Source organism: Microlunatus panaciterrae (genome assembly GCF_016907535.1).
GTDB classification, from domain to species: domain Bacteria; phylum Actinomycetota; class Actinomycetes; order Propionibacteriales; family Propionibacteriaceae; genus Microlunatus; species Microlunatus panaciterrae.
The window spans coordinates 3646952-3664451 of record NZ_JAFBCF010000001.1; the positions used below are offsets into that span (position 1 = coordinate 3646952).

Sequence of the window (17500 nt, forward strand, 5' to 3'; positions counted from 1 at the left end):
GCCGTGCCCTGAGCTTGTCGAAGGGCCGACCGTACGTGCCCTGAGCTGGTCGAAGGGCCGTGGGGATGGCCAATGGCAGCGTATGGCTGCCCGGACGCCACTTTTCCAGCCACACGCTGCCGTACGAGGGGTTTCGCCCTTCGCCCTTCGACAGGCTCAGGGCGCGACAGGCTCAGGGCGCGACAGGTTCAGGGCGCGGCAGGGGCAGGGCCACCTACTGTGCTCGCTGCAGGAACTTCTTCAGCAGCGGTCCGGCGGTCCGCGAGCCGGACTGGCCGTCGCCGACGAACACCGCGACCGCCAGGTCGCCCTGACCGGCGATCATCCAGGCGTGCGTGCGGAACGGCTCCTTCGTCCCGTATTCCGCGGTTCCCGTCTTGGCGATGACCGGGGGGCCGCTGAGGCTGGACAGGAACCTGCCGCTGCCGTCGCTCACCACTGCACCCATCAGCTGCTTCAGCTGCCTGGCCTCGGCGGAGGTGAGCGGCTTGGCTGTCGAAGAGGCCTGGTGCCCGTCCACGAGATGGGGAATCACCGTCTTGCCGGCCTCCACGGACGCCGCCACGGCGGCCATCGCCAGCGGAGAGGCCTGCACCTTGCCCTGGCCGATCATCGCTGCTGCCCGTCCCGTCTTCGACGTGTCCTCAGGCACCGAGCCGAAGTAGGCCGGGAACCCGACGTCGTAGTCGGTGCCGACCCCGAGCGAGGCCGCAGCCTCGGCCAGTGCACCGTCGTCCAGGCGGTCGTACTGGCCGATGAACGCCGTGTTGCAGGACTGCGCCACCGCCGTACGCAGGGTGATCCGACCCAGCGAGCTGCTGGGATAGTCGGAGTAGTTCTTGAACTTCTTGCCATCGACCGTCACCGTGCGCGGGCAGGACACGGGCGAGGAGGGCTTCAGGCCGGAGCGGAGCAGAGCCAGCGACGAGGCGATCTTGAAGGTCGACCCCGGCGGATACTGGCCCGTGGTCGCAGTGGCCTGACCCTTGCTGCCCGGACCGCTGGCGGCCACCAGGACCTCGCCGGTGGACGGACGCAGCGCGACGATGGCACTGGCCGGCTTGACGTCGGACAGGATCTTCTCGGCAGCCCGCTGCAGGTCCGTGTCCAGGGTCAGGCGGAGTGGTTTGCCGTCGACTGGCTTGGTCTCGAAGACGGTGACGGGCCGGGTGGGCGTGGCGCTCGCCGACGGGGTCGGGGTTCCGCTCGGCGACGGACTGGGGGTCGTCGAGTCTTCGACCGGGGTGACCTGAACCGCGACTCCCGGAGTGCCACGCAGCTGCTCGTCATAGCGGCGCTGCAGACCGGAGAGGCCCACCTGGTCGCCGGCGACGATCTTTCCGCCGGACGAATCGACGATCTCCTTGGAGGCCTCGCCGACAGAGCCGAGGATGGCCTGTGCGAACTCTCGCGTCGGGGCCAGCATCCGGGTGCTGCCGACCGCGATGGCGCCATCGATCCTCGCCAGCTGCTTGTCGCTGGGCAGGTCGGGGGAGCCGTCCCGCAGCACGATGGCCTCGACGAACGCCTGGGCGCCGGCGGCTTTGACCCGGGCGGCGTACGTCTTCGCGTCGATGCCGACCAGCTTGGCCAGCTCAACGGCCGAGGCTGCGGCGCGCTCGGCGCGGACCTGGGTCTTGTCGATGCCGATCCGCCAGACGTCACGGCTGGTCACGATGGGGTGTCCGCTGCCGTCCAGCACCTCACCGCGGCTGGCGGGGGTACGGCGCTGCACCAGTCGGTTGTTGCCGTCGAGGTCGGGATGCACGATGCTCGGCTGCCAGCGCACCTTCCACAGATCACCCTCGTCGACCAGCTGGGCGCTGCTGTCGTACGTCCACGGCTGCTGCAGACCGGGGATCGCCCAGGAGACGTTCAGAGCTACCGCGGAGGCGGCGCCGTCGGTCGTCACGGAGGCGACCCTGAACGTCGGTTTCGCCGACCTCATGCCGGCCGTGACGACAGTGAGCTGGCGGTCGGCCTCCTCGCTGGTCGTCCCCGACACCGACAGGGACGACACATCCTCGGCACTGAGTGCCCGGGCGAGATCCGCGGCGGCCTGCTCGGCCGTGTTGGAGTTCGTCGGCTTGTCCGGTGCACCGCCCTTGCCGGTGCAACCGGCCAGGACGATCATGACGCTGATGAGGAGGACGGCGAGGCTTCTTCGGGTCTGGAACATCGGGCCCTTCAAGGGGGTGTCGGTCACGGCTGTCTCAGCAAGGGTGCCAGCCTACGGGCAGACCATGATCATCCCGCGGAAGGATGTGCTGTCGTCCCCGGGTCGCAGGCCCTCGGCGCTCCCAGATGACGTCGTCGCCGGCAACGGGGAGACTTGAGGGATGAGATCGGAGTTAGCGTTTGACACCGCCGGCGTGATCGGCGGCGGCACGATGGGGGTCGGCATCGCCTACGTCCTCGCCCACAGCAGGGCCAGAGTCTGGCTGGTCGAGCCGGACGACGCGCAAGCCGACCGTGCGTTGGTTGCTCTCACCCGGCAGGCCCAGAAGGCGGCCGCCCGGCACGAGCCGCCGGACGGTCTGGCCGGACTGCTCGACAGGGTGGTACGGGTGGCCAGCATCGAACGGATGCCGCTGAGCTGCGACGTGGTCATCGAGGCGGTGCCGGAGCAGCTCGGGCTGAAACGATCGGTGCTGCGGGTCGCCGAAGGACGTGCGCCCGGGCTGCTGGGTACCAACACGAGCGGCATACCGATCGGCAGCCTCGCCGAGTCCCTGACCGAGCCTGCAGCGCTGGTGGGCCTGCACTTCTTCAACCCGGTCTGGTCCATGCCACTGCTGGAGGTGGTGCGGGCCGAGGCGACGTCCCAGGAAACCGTCGATCGCGCCCTGCTGCTGGCCGCCCAGCTGGGGAAGGAGCCGATCGTCGTCCGTGACCTGCCGGGCTTCGCCACCAGCAGGCTGGGTGTGGGGCTGGCACTGGAGGCGATCAGGATGCTGGCTGACGGAGTGGCCAGCGCCGATGACATCGACAAGGCGATGGAGCTGGGGTACGGGCATCCGATGGGCCCGCTCCGGCTGACCGACCTGGTGGGCCTGGACGTCCGGCTGGCCATCGCCCGGAACCTGCAGCAGGCCTACGGTGACAGGTTCGCACCGCCGCAGCTGCTGGTGGACAAGGTCGCGGCGGGGGAGCTGGGCAGGAAGAGCGGACGAGGCTTCTACGGCTGGACCCAGGCGGCGGGTGCGACGGCGTCAGTCGGGGAGGAGGCGGACAGCGCCTGCAGCACCGCATAGGGTGCCTGCATGGGACTCTACGCACGCCGGCCGGCCCGCTTCGCCGCGCAGCTGACCGTTGACGTCCTGGTGCTGGCCTGGGGCGTGTTCTGGGCGCTCGCCGGCAGGTTCATCGATGCCACGATCGGCTCAGTGGCGACGCCGCTGCGCCGGGCCTCGTCGTCGGCCTCGGACCTGTCCGGCCAGTTCCGTTCGGCCGGGTCGGAGATGTCCCGGGTGCCGGGGGTCGGCGACAACCTGCGCAAGCCCTTCGACAACGCCGCCGAGTCATTGACCCAGATCATGACGTCCCTCAACGACCAGATCATCTCGGTCGAGCGGATCGCCGACCTGGTGGGTTGGCTGGTCTTCTTGATCCCGGTGTCCATCGTGGTCGCCTTCTGGTTGCCCAGGCGGATCCGCTTCTACCGGCTCTCGCGCGCCGCGCAGCGGTTCATCGATGCCCAGGCCGACCTTGACCTGTTCGCTCTACGTGCGTTGGCCAACCAGCCGATGCACGTGCTGGCCGGCATCAGCGACGACCCGGTGGCGGACTGGCGTCGCGGTGACCCGGCCGTGGTGCACCGGCTCGCCGACGCCGAGCTCCGCCGGGCCGGTCTCCGACTGCCCGCCCGGATGCACGAGGACTGACGCCGGGTTCGGCGGCGCCCTTGCGCTCCACGCGCGGGTGCCAAATGATGAGCGTGTGAACCGGCACCAGTTCGAGCTTCCCCTGGGTAGTGGCGTCGACACGGCCATGACGGTGATCCGGTACGGGCACTACGGCCGGCCGGTGCTGGTCTTCCCGAGCGAGGCTGGCCGCGCCTGGGACTTCGAGAACAACGGGATGCTGGCGGGCATCCAGCACCTGCTGGACGATGGTCGAGTCAAGCTCTACTGTGTCGACTCGCTGGATGCCGACACCTGGTCGGACAAGGGCCTGCCGATCGAGGAGCGGGCCACCCGGCACGAGATCTACACCCGCTGGCTCACCCACCATGTGGTGCCCTTCATCCATCAGGACACCGCCAGCGGAGCCGAGCTGATCACCGTCGGTTGCAGCCTGGGCGCCTACCATGCCGTGCACTTCGCGCTTCAGCGCGCCGACCTGGTCCCGTTGGCCATCGGGCTGTCCGGCAACTACGACGTCAGCACCTGGGAGTCGTGGGGCGAACGCGGCGACGCGACCTACTTCGCCAATCCCACCGACTACGTGCCCAACCTGCACGGTGATCATCTCGACTGGCTCCGTGGTCGGTTGTCGATCTTGCTGGTGGTGGGACAGGGGGCCTGGGAGACCCATCCCACCGGCTCGCTGCCGTCGACGGTCAAGATCGCCGGTCTGCTGCAGGAGAAGGGCATCCGCTGCGAGCTCGACCTGTGGGGGTTCGACGTCAGTCATGACTGGGAGTGGTGGCAGCGCCAGCTCGCCCACCATCTGCCGCGATTCTGCTGAGCCACGAGGAGGCGCAGGTGTCGGAGGAACATCATCTGGTGGGTCTGCTGCTGGGCGCCGAGGAGGACTGGCCGCGGGCGTTCGAGGCGCTGACGTCTCGGATCGGTGTCTTCACCCATGCCGGGCGACGCCACGTCCTGGACACCGAGCGGGTCCGGATCGCGCCGTTCAACCTCCGAGACCCGGCCCGTCATCAGGTGGTGATCGACAGGCTCGCCTACTGGTACTACCACCCTCGGGAATGGCTGAAGAAGGTCGCCCTGATGGACGACGTCTACCTGCTGAACTCGCCGTTCACCTTCCAGTCGATGGAGAAGCACTCGGCCTACTGCGCGCTGATCAGGCTCGGCATGCGCATCCCCGACACCGTGCTGGTGCCGTACAAGAACCCGATCGACAACGTCCGGTGGGCCTACACGTCCAAGAACTACAACGACCCGTTCGACCTGGCGGCCATTGCGGAGAAGATGGGCTACCCGTTGTTCATGAAGCCGTTCGACGGGGGCGGCTGGCGCGGGGTGTCCAGGATCAACAACGAGGCCGACCTGTGGTCGGCCTACGACGACTCGGGCGAGATGCTGATGCACCTGCAGAAGGCGGTCGAGCCCTTCGACGTGTTCGCTCGCGCCCTGACCATCGGGCCAGAGTCGATGGTCATGCACTTCCGTCCGGACGAGCCGATGCATGACCGCTACCAAGTTGATCATGACTTCCTGTCAGTGGCGGCCGGCCAGGAGGCGGTCACCATCAGCCAGACGGTGAACGCTTTCTTCCGATGGGAGTTCAACTCCTGCGAGATGCTGGTGCAGGGCGACACCGTGCTACCGATCGACTACGCCAACGCCTGCCCCGACGTTGCCGTCACCTCGCTGCACTACTACTTCCCCTGGGCGATGAAGGCGCTGGTGAGGTGGACCGCCTACTGCGCGGCGACGAACCGCAAGGCCCGGCTGCATGTCGACCCCGACCCCTGGTTCGCCATCGGCGACGACCCGGACCTCTCCTACGGCGACAAGCTGGTCCGCTATCAGCAGCTGGCGGACCTGCACTTCGAGAAGGACCGGTACGCCGAGTTCTGCGCCACCTCGCTGCCGGACCTGGACGACCTGGTGCTCGAATGGGTGTCGTCCCCGCAGTTCGACCGGCTGCTGCTGGACACCGTCCGGGCCACCTATCCCGAACATGAGCAGGACCGCTTCATCGGGCATTTCCGGGGACTGATCGGCCTGTGGGTCGGCGACGAGGCCTCTCTGCGCGGAAGCTCCCCGGTCGGTGGCTGAGAGCGGCCGTGCGACACGACTGTAGACCTCGATCGGGCGGTCAGGCGGCTGTCGGTGGGCACGATAGCGCAGAGAAACCGCTATCTGGGGGACCTGCGCCCTTTTCTTCGTCGCAATGGAAACTGTCATCAAGGCGTGACCTGTTTTGCGCCCGATGCCATTGACACACCCCTAGCATGGGACAAAGATCACACACGAATTACAGAAGATGAGTGACTCTGCGCCTCGGGGGGCCAGCACTGCATTCTGGTGCGCCCTGGCTCCACGTGCTGAGCGGCTCCCTTCGCTGGCACCGTGCCATACCTAACAGGAGGAAACCGATGGAAGAAACCAAAGACGCTTTCACTCGCAGCCCGATGACCAGGCGGAGGTTCTTGACCACCACGGCACTGGCCGGCGTGGGAGTTGCAGCCGGCGGCTCGGTGCTGGCGGCATGTGGAGGCGGCAGCTCGGGTGGCGGGGCCGGTGGTGGTGGCAAGAAGACCGGCTCGGTGACCTGGGCATCCTGGGCCAACCCTGGCGAGGCCGAGCGTTTCAAGGCGTACTCGAAGGACTACGCGAAGAAGACCGGGAACAAGATCACCTACCAGACCGTGGTGGGCGACTACAAGACCAAGCTGATGACCCAGCTCCAGGGCAACAGCGCCCCGGACGCGTTCTATGTGGGCGACGACACGATCGCCGCTCTGATCAAGGCCAAGCAGGTTGTCAAGCTCGACGACTTCCTGGCCAGCCCTGATGCCACCGTGAATCTCGACGACATGTACACGAAGCTGCTCGAGTGGTGCAAGGGTCCGGACGGCGGCGTGTACGGCCTGACCGTCGACTGCAACCCGAAGCTGTTCTGGTTCAACCGCAAGGTGCTCCAGGCAGCGGGCGTCGACGGGGACCCGGCAGCCTGGTACGAGGCGGGCACCTGGAACCAGGACGCGATCACCAAGATGCTGGAGAAGGTCAAGGGGTCCGGCAAGCGCGGCTACGTCTTCGAGGGCAACTGGTTCGAGCTGTTCAGCTGGATCTCCACCTTCGGCGGCAAGACCTTCGACGATCAGGGCAACCCGCAGTTCGCCGATGACTCGAAGGCGCAGGACATCATCACCTGGCTGTTCGACATGATGTCGAAGGACTACATGAGCTATGGCGGCTCCCTGCCCAAGGGCCAGGGCGTCGATGCGCTGTTCTACGCCGGCCAGTCGTCGGCCATCGGCTACGGTCGCTGGATCCTGCCGAACCTGAAGAAGCTGAAGAAGACGGTCGACTACGACATCGCGCCGCTGCCGTCGGAGTCGGGTAAGGACGTCATGCCGGTCGGTGTGTACACCGCCTGCATGTCGGTGAACCCGAAGGCGAAGAACATGGACGTGACGCTGAAGTTCGCCAGCGACTTCGTCAACAAGGACGGCCAGCAGTACCGGCTCTCCGGCGGTGGCAACGCCGTCCCGACCATCAAGGGCCTGGAGAGCCTGGTCACCGAGGGCAACGACCCGGCGCACGGCAAGTTCTTCTCCGAGGTCGCAGCCAAGGGCTTCGCAGTGCCGAAGCTGATCGTCAGCAACCCTGAGGTGGCGACCAAGTTCAGCCTGGACATCGACAAGATGCTCAAGTCGAAGAAGGAGACCCCGAAGTCGTTCAGCGACAAGCTGACGGCCATCCTCACCGGCGGCGGCAGCTAGTCATGGCCACCGCGGTGCAGCATGAGGCGGGGGGGAAGACAAAGTTCGTCCCCCCGCCCATGCGGGAGTCGGCCAAGGCCCACCGGCGCAAGGAGACGGCCCTCGGGTACTTCTTCCTCGGTCCGCAGCTGGTTGGTCTGCTGGTGTTCATGCTCGGTCCGCTCGTCTTCGCGCTCGTCCTGGGGTTCTCGAACTGGGACGGCTTCGGCACGATGACGTTTGCGGGGTTGAAGAACTTCGCGACGGTGTTCACCGACCCGCAGTTGGTGACCTCGTCGAGGAACACGGTCTGGTTCGCCGTCTTGTCGGTGCCGGGGCAGCTGCTGTCAGGTTTCATCGTGGCGTGGATGCTGCAGAAGGTGGTCCGGGGCAAGTCGTTCTACCGGACCTTCTACTTCGCACCCGTGGTGACCTCCTCGGTCGCGGTAGCGGTGATCTGGCTGTGGCTGCTCAACCCGGACATCAGCCCGCTGAACACGACCCTGAAGAAGATGGGCCTGCCGGCACCGGACTGGCTGCAGGACGCCAGGTTCACGATTCCGGCGTTCGCCGTAGTGGCGATCTGGCAGGGCATCGGTTACCAGGTCGTGATGTTCTCGGCCGGTCTGGAGAATGTGCCGAAGTCGCTGCTTGAGGCCGCCGACATCGACGGTGCCAACGAGTGGCAGAAGATGCGCAAGATCACGGTGCCGCTGCTGTCGCCGACGATCCTGTTCCTCTCGATCACCGGGATCATCGGCTCGTTCCAGATATTCGACCTGGTCTTCGTGCTGATGGGGACAAATGCACCGTCGGCGTCCCGGACGATCGTGTACGAGATCTACCAGAAGGCCTTCGTCGAGTTCAACTTCGGCGTGGCCTGCGCGATCGCGATCGTTCTGTTCCTCGCCCTGCTGGCTCTCACGGGCCTCCAGCTGGCCGCACAGAAAAGGTGGGTGCATTACACAGAATGACTACTATCTCCACACTTGGTGCGAACGCCGTCGAGACGGTGGCTCACGAGAAGGACGTCAGGACCAGAAGGCCGTTCAAGTGGACGCAGATCCCGTTGCACCTCATCCTTGCCGTCGGTGCGGTGGGTATGGCGCTGCCGTTCGCCTGGATGGTGTTCTCCTCCTTCAAGCCGTTGGGTGAGATCTTCCTGCAGCCTCCCAAGCTGCTGCCGATCCAGTGGGCGCCGGAGAACTACACCAACGCCTTGGCCGGGGCGAACTTCGGCCGGGCGTTCTTCAACAGCATCTACATCTCGTTGACCGTCGTCGTGGTGTCCCTGTTCACCTGCGCCATGGCGGCCTATGGGTTCGCCCGGATCAGGTTCCCGGGCAACAACCTGCTGTTCACGATCTTCCTGGCCACTCTGATGGTGCCCGGGCAGCTGACCGTGATCCCGCTGTACATCATCATGTCCAAGATCGGCTGGGTGGACACCCACCTGGCTCTGATCGTGCCTCCGGCACTGTTCAGCGCCTTCGGGGTCTTCCTGCTCAGGCAGTACGTTCGGGGCATCCCGATCGAGCTGGAGGAGGCGGCCGCGATCGACGGGGCCGGGCGGATCCGGAGCTTCTTCACCATCATCCTGCCGCTGCTGCGGACACCGATGGTGGCTCTGGGGATCTTCACCTTCCTGGCGCAGTGGAACAACTTCTTCTACGCGCTGATCTTCCTGAACACCGAGGACAACTTCACCATCCCGCTGCTGGTCAACCAGTTCAAGGGTCAGTACTCGTCCGACTGGACGGGCCTGATGGCGGCGGCGACCCTTGCGGCCGCACCGTTGTTGATCGTCTTCATCATCGCCCAGCGTCAGATCGTCGAGGGTATCGCTCTCTCGGGGTCCAAGACGTAGGCAGAAGGAGCACCAGCACAACCCAGCAGAAGCGCGAAGCCCCTCCTGAGCCTGGCTCGGGAAGGGCTTTTCGTGTCAGGGCGTCGCCGCGCCTGGAGCCGAGAGGGGGCCGGACCACCAGTCTGCTGTCAAGGCGCTCTTGAGAGCCGGCCATTCCGCTGCCAGCATCGAGTACTGAACCGTGTCCCGCCACGATCCGTCCCGCCGGATCCGATGATGCCTCAGCACGCCCTCGCGGGTCGCCCCGAGACGCTCGATCGCCGCCTGGGACCGGACGTTGCGGATGTCGGTGTGCCACACCACCCGTTCTGCACCCAACCCTTCGAAGGCCCGGGTGAGCATGATCAGCTTCGAGTCGGCGTTCAGGCCGGTTCGCCAGAATCTCCGCGCCAACCAGGTGTGGCCGATCGCCACCGAGCGGAGCTCCGGGTCGAGGTCGTAGAACGAGGTCGTACCCACATACTCGCCGGTGCTGGTCAGGCGCTGTGAGTAGGCCAGCCGACCGGGAGCCCGCTGCGCGCTGATGATCAGGGCCGCAGCCTCCTCGACCGTCTGTGGTGGGCGGAAGCTCAGGTGCTCGGTCACCTCCTCGGCAGTGGCCCGGTCGCCCAGTGCAGCGAGGTACTCCTCGGCATCGGCGGTGCTGATCGGTGCCAGGGTCAGACGACGCCCGACCAGCGGCACCTGCTCGTACCAGTCGCCCGTCATGCCGCGGACAGGTCGGGCGCCGGCTCGGCGACCTTCTGCGCCACCACGAACACCCGGCGAAACGGCAGCACGGTGCCGTAAGAGCGGGGCGGGTAGGCCCGGTTGAGAAGCTCCTTGTACTCCCGCTCGAACTCGGCCCGCAGCGGCTCTGGCAGAGCCTGCAGCACGGGCCGGGCGCCGGTGCCCGAGATCCAGCGGAACACCGCGTCCTGGCCGGTCAGCAGATGCAGATAGGTGGTCTCCCAGGCGTCCACCCGGAAGCCCAAGGTGACCAGGTCGGCCAGGTAGGTCTCGGGGCCGGACGCGTCCGGAACCTCGACATCTCGGCAGTGCCCGGAGAACCGGGGGTCGGCCGCACATTCGCGCAACAGTCGGTGGCTCGGCTCACCGAAGTTGCCCGGCACCTGAAAGGCCAGCCAGCCATCGGGTGCCAGGCCATCGGCCAGGCGGGGCAGCAGCGAACGGTGCTCGGGAACCCACTGCAGAGCGGCGTTGCTGATGATCACGTCGACCGGTTCCTGGGGCCGCCAGTTCCGGATATCGGCAACGCTGAACGAGAGCCCACCGGAGGAGTACTGTCGGGCCGAGCTGATCATCTCCTCGGAGTTGTCCACTCCGACGATCTCCGCCTCCGGCCAACGGTCGGCCAGGGTGGCGGTGAGCTGTCCCGGACCGCAGCCGAGATCAACGACGCGGCATGGACGAGATGCACCGACTCGGCTTGTCAGGTCGACGAAGGGACGGGACCGCTCGTCCGCGAACTGCAGGTAGGTGGCCGGGTGCCAGGCCGCGGGTCGCATGGGACCTCCGATCGTCAGTCGATCTCTTGACCTCAAGATAAGCTGGAATATCTCTTGAGGTCAAGATAGATGACGACCTGTCCCGCCGACGGCTACATTGAGCCTCATGCCGACTCCTGCAGCTCAGCCGACCATGATCAGCACCGTCAGCGGGCCGATGCCTGCGAGCCGGTGGCTGCCGCCAACAGGCTCGGGACCGGGGCTGGTGCTTCTGCAGGAGATCTTCGGCGTCAGCGTCTACATCAAGCAGCGGGCGGCTGACCTGGCGGCCCTGGGTTATGTCGTGGTGGCCCCGGAGATCTACTGGCGGCTGGATGACAGCAGCATCGACGAGTCCCGGCCGGACTTCCTGGAGCAGGCCATGGCCGTGGTCAACCGACTGGACTGGGACGCGGCCGTGGCCGACGGCAGGGCGGCACTCGAGCAGCTGCGCTCGATGCCCGACGTCAGCGGGGGAGTCGGCCTGATCGGCTTCTGCTTCGGCGGCGGGCTGGCCTTCAACATCGCCGCCGTCAGCGACCCGGACGTGCTGGTCAGCTACTACGGCTCTGCTCTGCCGAGCCTGCTGGGTCTGGCAGGTCAGGTGGGCACCCCGAGTCTGCACCACTTCGGGTTGGCCGACGCCTACCTCGACAGGGAGACCGTCGAGACCATTCGCGACGCCGTGGCCGGCCCGAACACGGTCGTCGAGACCTATCCGGGGGCCGGGCACGCCTTCGACAACCCCCACCCCGCGTTCCACCACCGGGAGGCGTCGGCTCTTGCCTGGCAGAGCACCGCCGCCTTCCTGACCGACAAACTCGCGCCTGGGCGGGGCTAGCTGGACCATGATCGTGGCCATCAGATCGCGGTGGGGCTGCGGGCTCACATTCGGGCCATGACCGTCGTCTACCTGTTGTGAGCATGAGACCGTTCGAACAGATCGTCACCGACTATGGGGCCACCGTGTTCCGAGTCTGTCGGGCCATGCTCGGTCCGGTGGAGGCCGAGGACGCCTGGTCGGAGACCTTCCTGGCAGCGATGCGCGCCTACCCGGAGCTGCCCGCCACCAGCAACATCGAGGCGTGGTTGGTCACCATCGCGCATCGCAAGGCCATCGACCAGCATCGACTCCGCAAGCGGGCGCCGGTGCCGGTCGAGCGGCTGGCAGAGCTGTACGAGCCGGCCGACGACCCTCCGGAGGTCGGCCTCCCCGACGACCTCTGGCAGGCCCTGCGGAGGCTGCCGGACAAGCAGCGCGCCGCCGTCGCCTACCACCACCTGGCCGGGCTTCCCTATGCCGAGGTGGCCAGGATCCTCGGCAACAGCGAGACCGCGGCACGCCGCGCCGCCGCCGACGGCATCCACAACCTGCGCAGAAACTTTCGCCAAGGAGCACAGACATGAACACACCCGAGCCAATGGAGCACCGTGGACTGCTGGCCGAGGGCGCCGAGGACACTCTCGACACGGCCTGGCTCGCGAGCCTGCACCAGACCGACGCGGTGACCCTGGGTCGGTTGCACGAGCGGCTCGCTGTCGAGGCCCAGGTGTCAGGTCTGCTCGACGTCGCGTACCGGACCGTCGACACCCCCGTCGGGCCGCTGCTGCTGGCGGCCACCGGGGAGGGTCTCGTCCGGGTGGCGTATGCGGTCGAGGACCACGACAAGGTCCTCACCTCGCTCGCCGAGCGGATCAGTCCGCGCATCCTCAACGCTCCTGGGCGGCTGGATCCGGTGGCCCGCCAACTCGAGCAGTACTTCTCGGGCAGCCGCCGTACGTTCGACCTGCCGCTGGATCTTCGGCTGGCGTCGGGGTTCCGCCGAGACGTGCTGGCGAGGTTGAGGCAGATCGACTACGGGACGACGGCCAGCTATGCCGCGGTAGCGGAGCTGACCGGACATCCACGGGCGGTTCGTGCCGTCGGCAGCGCCTGCGCGACCAACCCGGTGCCGGTGGTCGTCCCCTGCCACCGGGTCATCCGATCCAGCGGAGAGACCGGTCGCTACGTCGGCGGCTCGGAGGCCAAGCAGATCCTGCTGCGGCTCGAGTCCGTGCGGTGAACACGCATCGGGTCATCGAGTCACCTCTTGGCCCGCTCACCCTGCTGAACACCGACGGGGTGCTGACCGGGGTCTACTACGAGCAGCACATCCGGATGCCGGGCCGTGCCCAGCTCGGTCCGGCGACAGTGGAGGGGTTCGACCGGGTGGTGCAGGAGCTCGCGGAGTATCTCGGCGGTCGGCGGCGACAGTTCACGGTGCCGACCGCCCCCGTCGGGAGCGCCTTCCAGCGACGGGTCTGGCGGCTGCTGGCACAGATCCCCTACGGGCAGACCCGGACCTATACCGAGCTGGCACTGGAGCTGGGCAGTGCCGCATTGGCCAGGGCCGTCGGAGCAGCGAACGGACGCAATCCGCTGTCGATCATCATCCCCTGTCATCGTCTGGTCGGGAGCGGTGGCTCACTCGTCGGATACGCCGGGGGAGTCGTCCGCAAGCGCCAGTTGTTGATCATGGAAGGGGCAGGCGGCCGGCTACGACCAGGTGTCGGAGGGTACCTCCCCGCTGCCGGGTGGATAGGGTGATGCCGTGCCGCGCAGTGAGAGGTGAAAGGCGCCGAGCATCAGGTCAGAGGGAAGGTGACAGTGAGCGAACCGAAACAGGCAGAGGACCGGGACGCGGACCCGCAGGACGGTCGGGACGAGACCGAGTCCGAGCGGATGGACCGAAACTGGAACGAGATTCTGCAGGAGCTCAGAGTCACCCAGACCGGTACGCAGATCCTGAGCGGCTTCCTCCTCGCCATCGCCTTCCAGCCGAAGTTCAAGGAGATGGACGACTTCCAGCTCACCGTCTACCTGGTTCTGGTCATCACCGCCGGCCTCACCACAGCGCTCGCCCTCGCCCCCGTCAGCCTGCATCGATCGCTGTTCCGCGAGCACGTCAAGGACGACATCGTGCAGACCGGACACGTCATCCTGCGCTGTGCGTTGGCCGGGGTCGGCCTGGTTCTGACGGGGACCTCGCTACTGATCTTCGACGTCGCCCTCAACCTGACCGCTGGGCTGCTTGCGGGTGGGTTCATGGCGCTCGTCGTCATCGGCATCGCCGTACTGCCGGCCGCGTTCCGCCGCAAGGGTCGCGCTGTCGGGTGAGGCCGGTCGCGTGCGTTCCACACAAGCGCCGAACTGCACTGAACTGCACTGAACTGCAAGGGAGGGTTTATGCGTTCCATCTGGAAGGGTTCGATCGCGTTCGGTCTGGTCAACGTTCCGGTCCGGGTCTACAGCGCCACCGAGGACCATGATCTCGAGCTGCACCAGGTGCACGACAAGGACGGCGGCCGGATCCGCTACCAGCGTCGATGTGAGGTCTGTGGTCGGCAGGTGGACTATGACCACATCGACAAGGCGTACGAACATGGAGATCAGACCGTCGTGCTGACCGAGGACGACCTGAGCGTCCTACCGGAGGAACGGAGCCGCGAGATCGAGGTGCTGGAGTTCGTGCCGAGCTCCCAGATCGACCCGATCATGTTCGCGCGCAGCTACTTCCTGGTCCCTGACGCCAAGGCGGTCAAGGCGTACGCTCTGCTGCGCCGCACCCTGTCGGACACCGACCAGACGGCGGTCGTGCAGTTCACGCTGCGGCGCAGGACCCGGCTGGGCGCGCTCCGGGTACGGGGAAAGGTCCTGCTGCTGCAGGGGCTGCTGTGGGACGACGAGGTGCGCGAGGCCGAGTTCCCAGAACTCGACGAGAACACCAGCGTCTCGAGCAAGGAGCGTGAGATGGCGGCCAGCCTGGTGCAGACCCTGAGCGGCGAGTTCACTCCGGAGAAGTTCACCGACGAGTATCAGGACCAGCTGCACCGGCTGGTCGAGGCCAAGCTCGAGCAGGGTGCCGCGCTGGACACCGAGGCCACCTTCGGCCGGAACGGCGAGGAGGAGGGCGGTGAGGTGGTTGACCTGATGGAGGCGCTGCGTCGGAGTGTCGAGAACAGCCGCACCAGCAGGGGAGGAGGGAAGAAGCCAGCGAAGAAGGCGGCGAAGAAGGCGGCCAGCAGTACCGCCAAGGCCGGCCGGAAAGGCGCGAGCACGTCCGGCACCACCAGGTCAGGGTCCACCAGGTCGGGCTCAGCACAGTCTGGATCATCCAAGTCGGGCAGATCGGGCGAGTCGAGTCACAAGACGGCTCCGAGCAAGCGCAGCAAACGGGCCAGCTGAGCCTCCTGTTGCCTGGCTCGGAGCGGAAAGCGCTGCTGGCTGGGCGGCGGACGATGTTTGTCAGTTACCGCACCGGGGTATCGATCAGCCATGGGCCAAACGTCGAGGACTGGCTGGACGGTCGACTGTGGAGGCTGACCTGTGCGGGCCGTGACCTGGCAGGACGTCAATGACGTCCGGGTCGAGACGGTTCCCGACCCACGCATCGAGCAGCCGACCGACGCCATCATCTCGGTGACTTCGAGCGGCATCTGCGGCTCCGACCTGCACTTGGCCGGGCCGATGGGGCGCTACATGTGCCGGGGCGACATCCTCGGCCATGAGGCCATCGGGATCGTCGAGGAGCTGGGGCCGGAGGTCACCAGGCTGAGCGTGGGCGACCGGGTGGTGGTGCCGTTCAACATCGCCTGCGGTGACTGCGGCTACTGCCGCACCGGGCTCACCTCGCAGTGTTCCACCACCCGGGTACGAGGCCAGGGCACTGGCGCCGCGCAGTTCGGCTACTCGGCCCTCTACGGCCAGGTCCCAGGGGCGCAGGCGGAGTATCTGCGGGTGCCGCAGGCGCAGTTCGGCCCGGTCGTGCTGCCGCACGACAATGAGCCCGACCAGCGGTACCTGTTTCTCTCCGACATCCTGCCGACGGCCTGGCAGGCGGTCATCTACGCCGAGGTGCCTCCCTGCGGTTCGGTCGCCGTCTGGGGGCTCGGCCCCGTCGGCCAGCTGTGCACCCGGATCGCCTGGCAGCTGGGGGCCGATCAGGTCTTCGGCATCGACCGGGTGCCCGAGCGGCTGGCGATGGCGCGCCGGCACGGCATCCATGTCATCGACACCCGCAAGGTGAGCGATGTGACCGAGGCACTGCGTGAACTGACCGGTGGAGAAGGCCCGGACGCAGTCATCGACGCCGTCGGGATGGAGGCACACGGTGCACCGCCGGCGGTGCTGCTGCATCGGTCCGCCGGGGCCGGCGGGGCGTCCGCCGAGGTGGTCGAGTCGAGCCGGGATCGGGTTGCCGCGCTGCACCAGTCCATCGATGCTGTCCGACGTGGCGGCACCGTCTCGGTGGCGGGGGTGTACGCCGGTCCGTTCGACCCACTGCCGATGTTGCAGCTCTTCGACAAGCAGCTGACGATGCGGTTCGGCCAGGCCAACGTTCGGCAATGGGTGGACGAGATCATGCCTATGCTGAACGCCGACGACCCGTTGGGCGTGATGGATCTGGTCACCCACCGGTTGCCGCTGGAGTCCGCGTCGGAGGCGTACTGGATGTTCCAGCAGAAACGTGACCGCTGTATCAAGGTGATCCTCGAGCCGGGCCGACCAGCCGCCGTGTGAACGGTCGGAGGCTGGGTACAGGGCGTATGCACGCACCACGCGGTGCCGTGAACATGATCATGAAAGGACCGGGTGTGACCGACAAGTCTGAGCTCGACGCCAACAGGTACCGGACCGAAGGGTTCCCTGAGCAGCAACAGGAACAGCCCGGCCTGACCGGAGCCACCGAGCCGCGCCCCGATCACGGTGAGGAGACGTACGCCGGGTCGGGAAAGCTCCAGGACCGTAAGGCGTTGATCACCGGCGGTGACTCCGGGATCGGGCGTGCGGTGGCGATCGCCTTCGCGCGAGAGGGTGCCGACGTCGCACTGTCCTATCTGCCGGAGGAAGAGGAGGACGGGAGGGACACCGCAGGCTGGATCCAGAAGGCGGGCCGGGAGGCGCTGTTGCTGCCCGGTGACGCCCGCGATGAGCAGTACTGCGCTGACCTGGTGAACCGGACGGTCGAGACCTTCGGGGGTCTGGATGTGCTTGTGCTGAACGCCGCCTACCAGGAGAACCGGGATGGTCTGGAGAACCTGCCGACCGAGGAGTTCGACCGGGTGTTCAAGACGAACCTGTATGCGCTGATGTGGACGGCGCGGGCGGCGATCCCGCACCTGAAGCCGGGGGCGTCCATCATCACGACGTCGTCCATCCAGGCCTTCGACCCGTCCCCGGCGCTGATCGACTACGCGATGACCAAGGCAGCCCAGGTGGCGTTCACCAAGGCGCTGGCGCAGCAGCTGGGGGAGCGGGGGATCCGGGTCAACGCGGTCGCCCCCGGACCAATCTGGACCCCCCTGATCCCGGCGACCTCCTGGCCCGAGACGCTCGGGTCGTTCGGCCAGGACACCCCGCTCGGGCGGGCCGGGCAGCCGGCCGAGCTCGCGCCAGCATACGTCTACCTCGCCTCGGACGACGCCTCGTACGTGTCCGGTGCGGTTCTGCCGGTCACCGGCGGCAAGGGCCTGTAGGGCACGGCG

General features: G+C 67.0%; 18 protein-coding genes. 15 read left to right on the top strand and 3 right to left on the bottom strand.

Annotated features, from left to right (window positions below):
* Positions 1-214: 214 nt before the first annotated feature.
* Positions 215-2206: a penicillin-binding transpeptidase domain-containing protein gene (locus JOE57_RS16620; protein ID WP_204919706.1), complete on the bottom strand. Its 1992-nt coding sequence runs from the start codon at positions 2204-2206 to the stop codon at positions 215-217.
* 133 nt (positions 2207-2339) lie between these two features.
* Between JOE57_RS16620 and JOE57_RS16625 the strand changes: the two genes are divergently transcribed.
* The 7 genes from JOE57_RS16625 to JOE57_RS16655 all read left to right on the top strand — a co-directional run bounded on the left by JOE57_RS16625 (position 2340) and on the right by JOE57_RS16655 (position 9488).
* The gene (locus tag JOE57_RS16625; RefSeq protein WP_204919707.1) at positions 2340-3254 is read left to right on the top strand and encodes a 3-hydroxyacyl-CoA dehydrogenase family protein; all 915 of its coding nucleotides are present in this window, start codon (positions 2340-2342) and stop codon (positions 3252-3254) included.
* Positions 3255-3263: 9 nt separating this feature from the next.
* Complete coding sequence (locus JOE57_RS16630; protein WP_204919708.1) at positions 3264-3884, top strand: hypothetical protein; 621 nt, start codon at positions 3264-3266, stop codon at positions 3882-3884.
* 55 nt (positions 3885-3939) lie between these two features.
* Positions 3940-4689: an alpha/beta hydrolase-fold protein gene (locus tag JOE57_RS16635; RefSeq protein ID WP_204919709.1), complete on the top strand. Its 750-nt coding sequence runs from the start codon at positions 3940-3942 to the stop codon at positions 4687-4689.
* Between the two features lie 17 nt (positions 4690-4706).
* Positions 4707-5969 carry an ATP-grasp domain-containing protein gene (locus JOE57_RS16640; protein WP_204919710.1) on the top strand — a complete coding sequence of 421 codons (1263 nt, stop codon included), beginning with the start codon at positions 4707-4709 and terminating at the stop codon, positions 5967-5969.
* Positions 5970-6289: 320 nt separating this feature from the next.
* Positions 6290-7642 carry an ABC transporter substrate-binding protein gene (locus JOE57_RS16645; protein ID WP_204919711.1) on the top strand — a complete coding sequence of 451 codons (1353 nt, stop codon included), beginning with the start codon at positions 6290-6292 and terminating at the stop codon, positions 7640-7642.
* A gap of 59 nt (positions 7643-7701) precedes the next feature.
* Entirely contained in the window at positions 7702-8595 is an 894-nt protein-coding gene (locus JOE57_RS16650) for a carbohydrate ABC transporter permease (RefSeq protein ID WP_239578977.1), read from the top strand.
* A complete protein-coding gene (locus tag JOE57_RS16655) occupies positions 8592-9488 on the top strand; it encodes a carbohydrate ABC transporter permease (RefSeq protein WP_204919713.1) in 897 nt (298 codons plus the stop codon). The genes JOE57_RS16650 and JOE57_RS16655 overlap by 4 nt, the downstream gene beginning before the upstream one ends.
* A gap of 75 nt (positions 9489-9563) precedes the next feature.
* Here the strand turns inward: JOE57_RS16655 and JOE57_RS16660 are convergent, their stop codons facing one another.
* Both JOE57_RS16660 and JOE57_RS16665 read right to left on the bottom strand, forming a co-directional pair.
* Complete coding sequence (locus JOE57_RS16660) at positions 9564-10196, bottom strand: GNAT family N-acetyltransferase (protein ID WP_204919714.1); 633 nt, start codon at positions 10194-10196, stop codon at positions 9564-9566.
* Positions 10193-10996: a trans-aconitate 2-methyltransferase gene (locus JOE57_RS16665; RefSeq protein WP_204919715.1), complete on the bottom strand. Its 804-nt coding sequence runs from the start codon at positions 10994-10996 to the stop codon at positions 10193-10195. The genes JOE57_RS16660 and JOE57_RS16665 overlap by 4 nt, the downstream gene beginning before the upstream one ends.
* Before the next feature lie 106 nt (positions 10997-11102).
* On the opposite strand from JOE57_RS16665, the gene JOE57_RS16670 reads away from it, so the two are divergent.
* The 8 genes from JOE57_RS16670 to JOE57_RS16705 all read left to right on the top strand — a co-directional run bounded on the left by JOE57_RS16670 (position 11103) and on the right by JOE57_RS16705 (position 17491).
* Positions 11103-11816 (top strand): dienelactone hydrolase family protein, encoded by a 714-nt coding sequence (locus JOE57_RS16670; protein WP_239578978.1) that lies wholly within the window; start codon positions 11103-11105, stop codon positions 11814-11816.
* Positions 11817-11899: 83 nt separating this feature from the next.
* Positions 11900-12382 carry an RNA polymerase sigma factor gene (locus JOE57_RS16675; protein WP_204919716.1) on the top strand — a complete coding sequence of 161 codons (483 nt, stop codon included), beginning with the start codon at positions 11900-11902 and terminating at the stop codon, positions 12380-12382.
* Positions 12379-13038, top strand: coding sequence for a methylated-DNA--[protein]-cysteine S-methyltransferase (locus tag JOE57_RS16680; RefSeq protein WP_239578979.1), 660 nt, complete (start codon positions 12379-12381; stop codon positions 13036-13038). Before JOE57_RS16675 ends, JOE57_RS16680 begins: the two co-directional genes overlap by 4 nt.
* Positions 13035-13562, top strand: coding sequence for a methylated-DNA--[protein]-cysteine S-methyltransferase (locus JOE57_RS16685; RefSeq protein ID WP_338041355.1), 528 nt, complete (start codon positions 13035-13037; stop codon positions 13560-13562). The genes JOE57_RS16680 and JOE57_RS16685 overlap by 4 nt, the downstream gene beginning before the upstream one ends.
* Positions 13563-13622: 60 nt before the next feature.
* A complete protein-coding gene (locus JOE57_RS16690; RefSeq protein WP_204919717.1) occupies positions 13623-14132 on the top strand; it encodes a DUF6328 family protein in 510 nt (169 codons plus the stop codon).
* 69 nt (positions 14133-14201) lie between these two features.
* The gene (ku, locus tag JOE57_RS16695; RefSeq protein ID WP_204919718.1) at positions 14202-15200 is read left to right on the top strand and encodes a non-homologous end joining protein Ku; all 999 of its coding nucleotides are present in this window, start codon (positions 14202-14204) and stop codon (positions 15198-15200) included.
* Between the two features lie 141 nt (positions 15201-15341).
* Positions 15342-16535: an alcohol dehydrogenase catalytic domain-containing protein gene (locus JOE57_RS19255; RefSeq protein WP_204919719.1), complete on the top strand. Its 1194-nt coding sequence runs from the start codon at positions 15342-15344 to the stop codon at positions 16533-16535.
* Between the two features lie 74 nt (positions 16536-16609).
* Positions 16610-17491, top strand: a complete 882-nt coding sequence (locus JOE57_RS16705; protein WP_338041356.1) for an SDR family oxidoreductase — start codon at positions 16610-16612, stop codon at positions 17489-17491.
* Positions 17492-17500 lie beyond the last annotated feature (9 nt).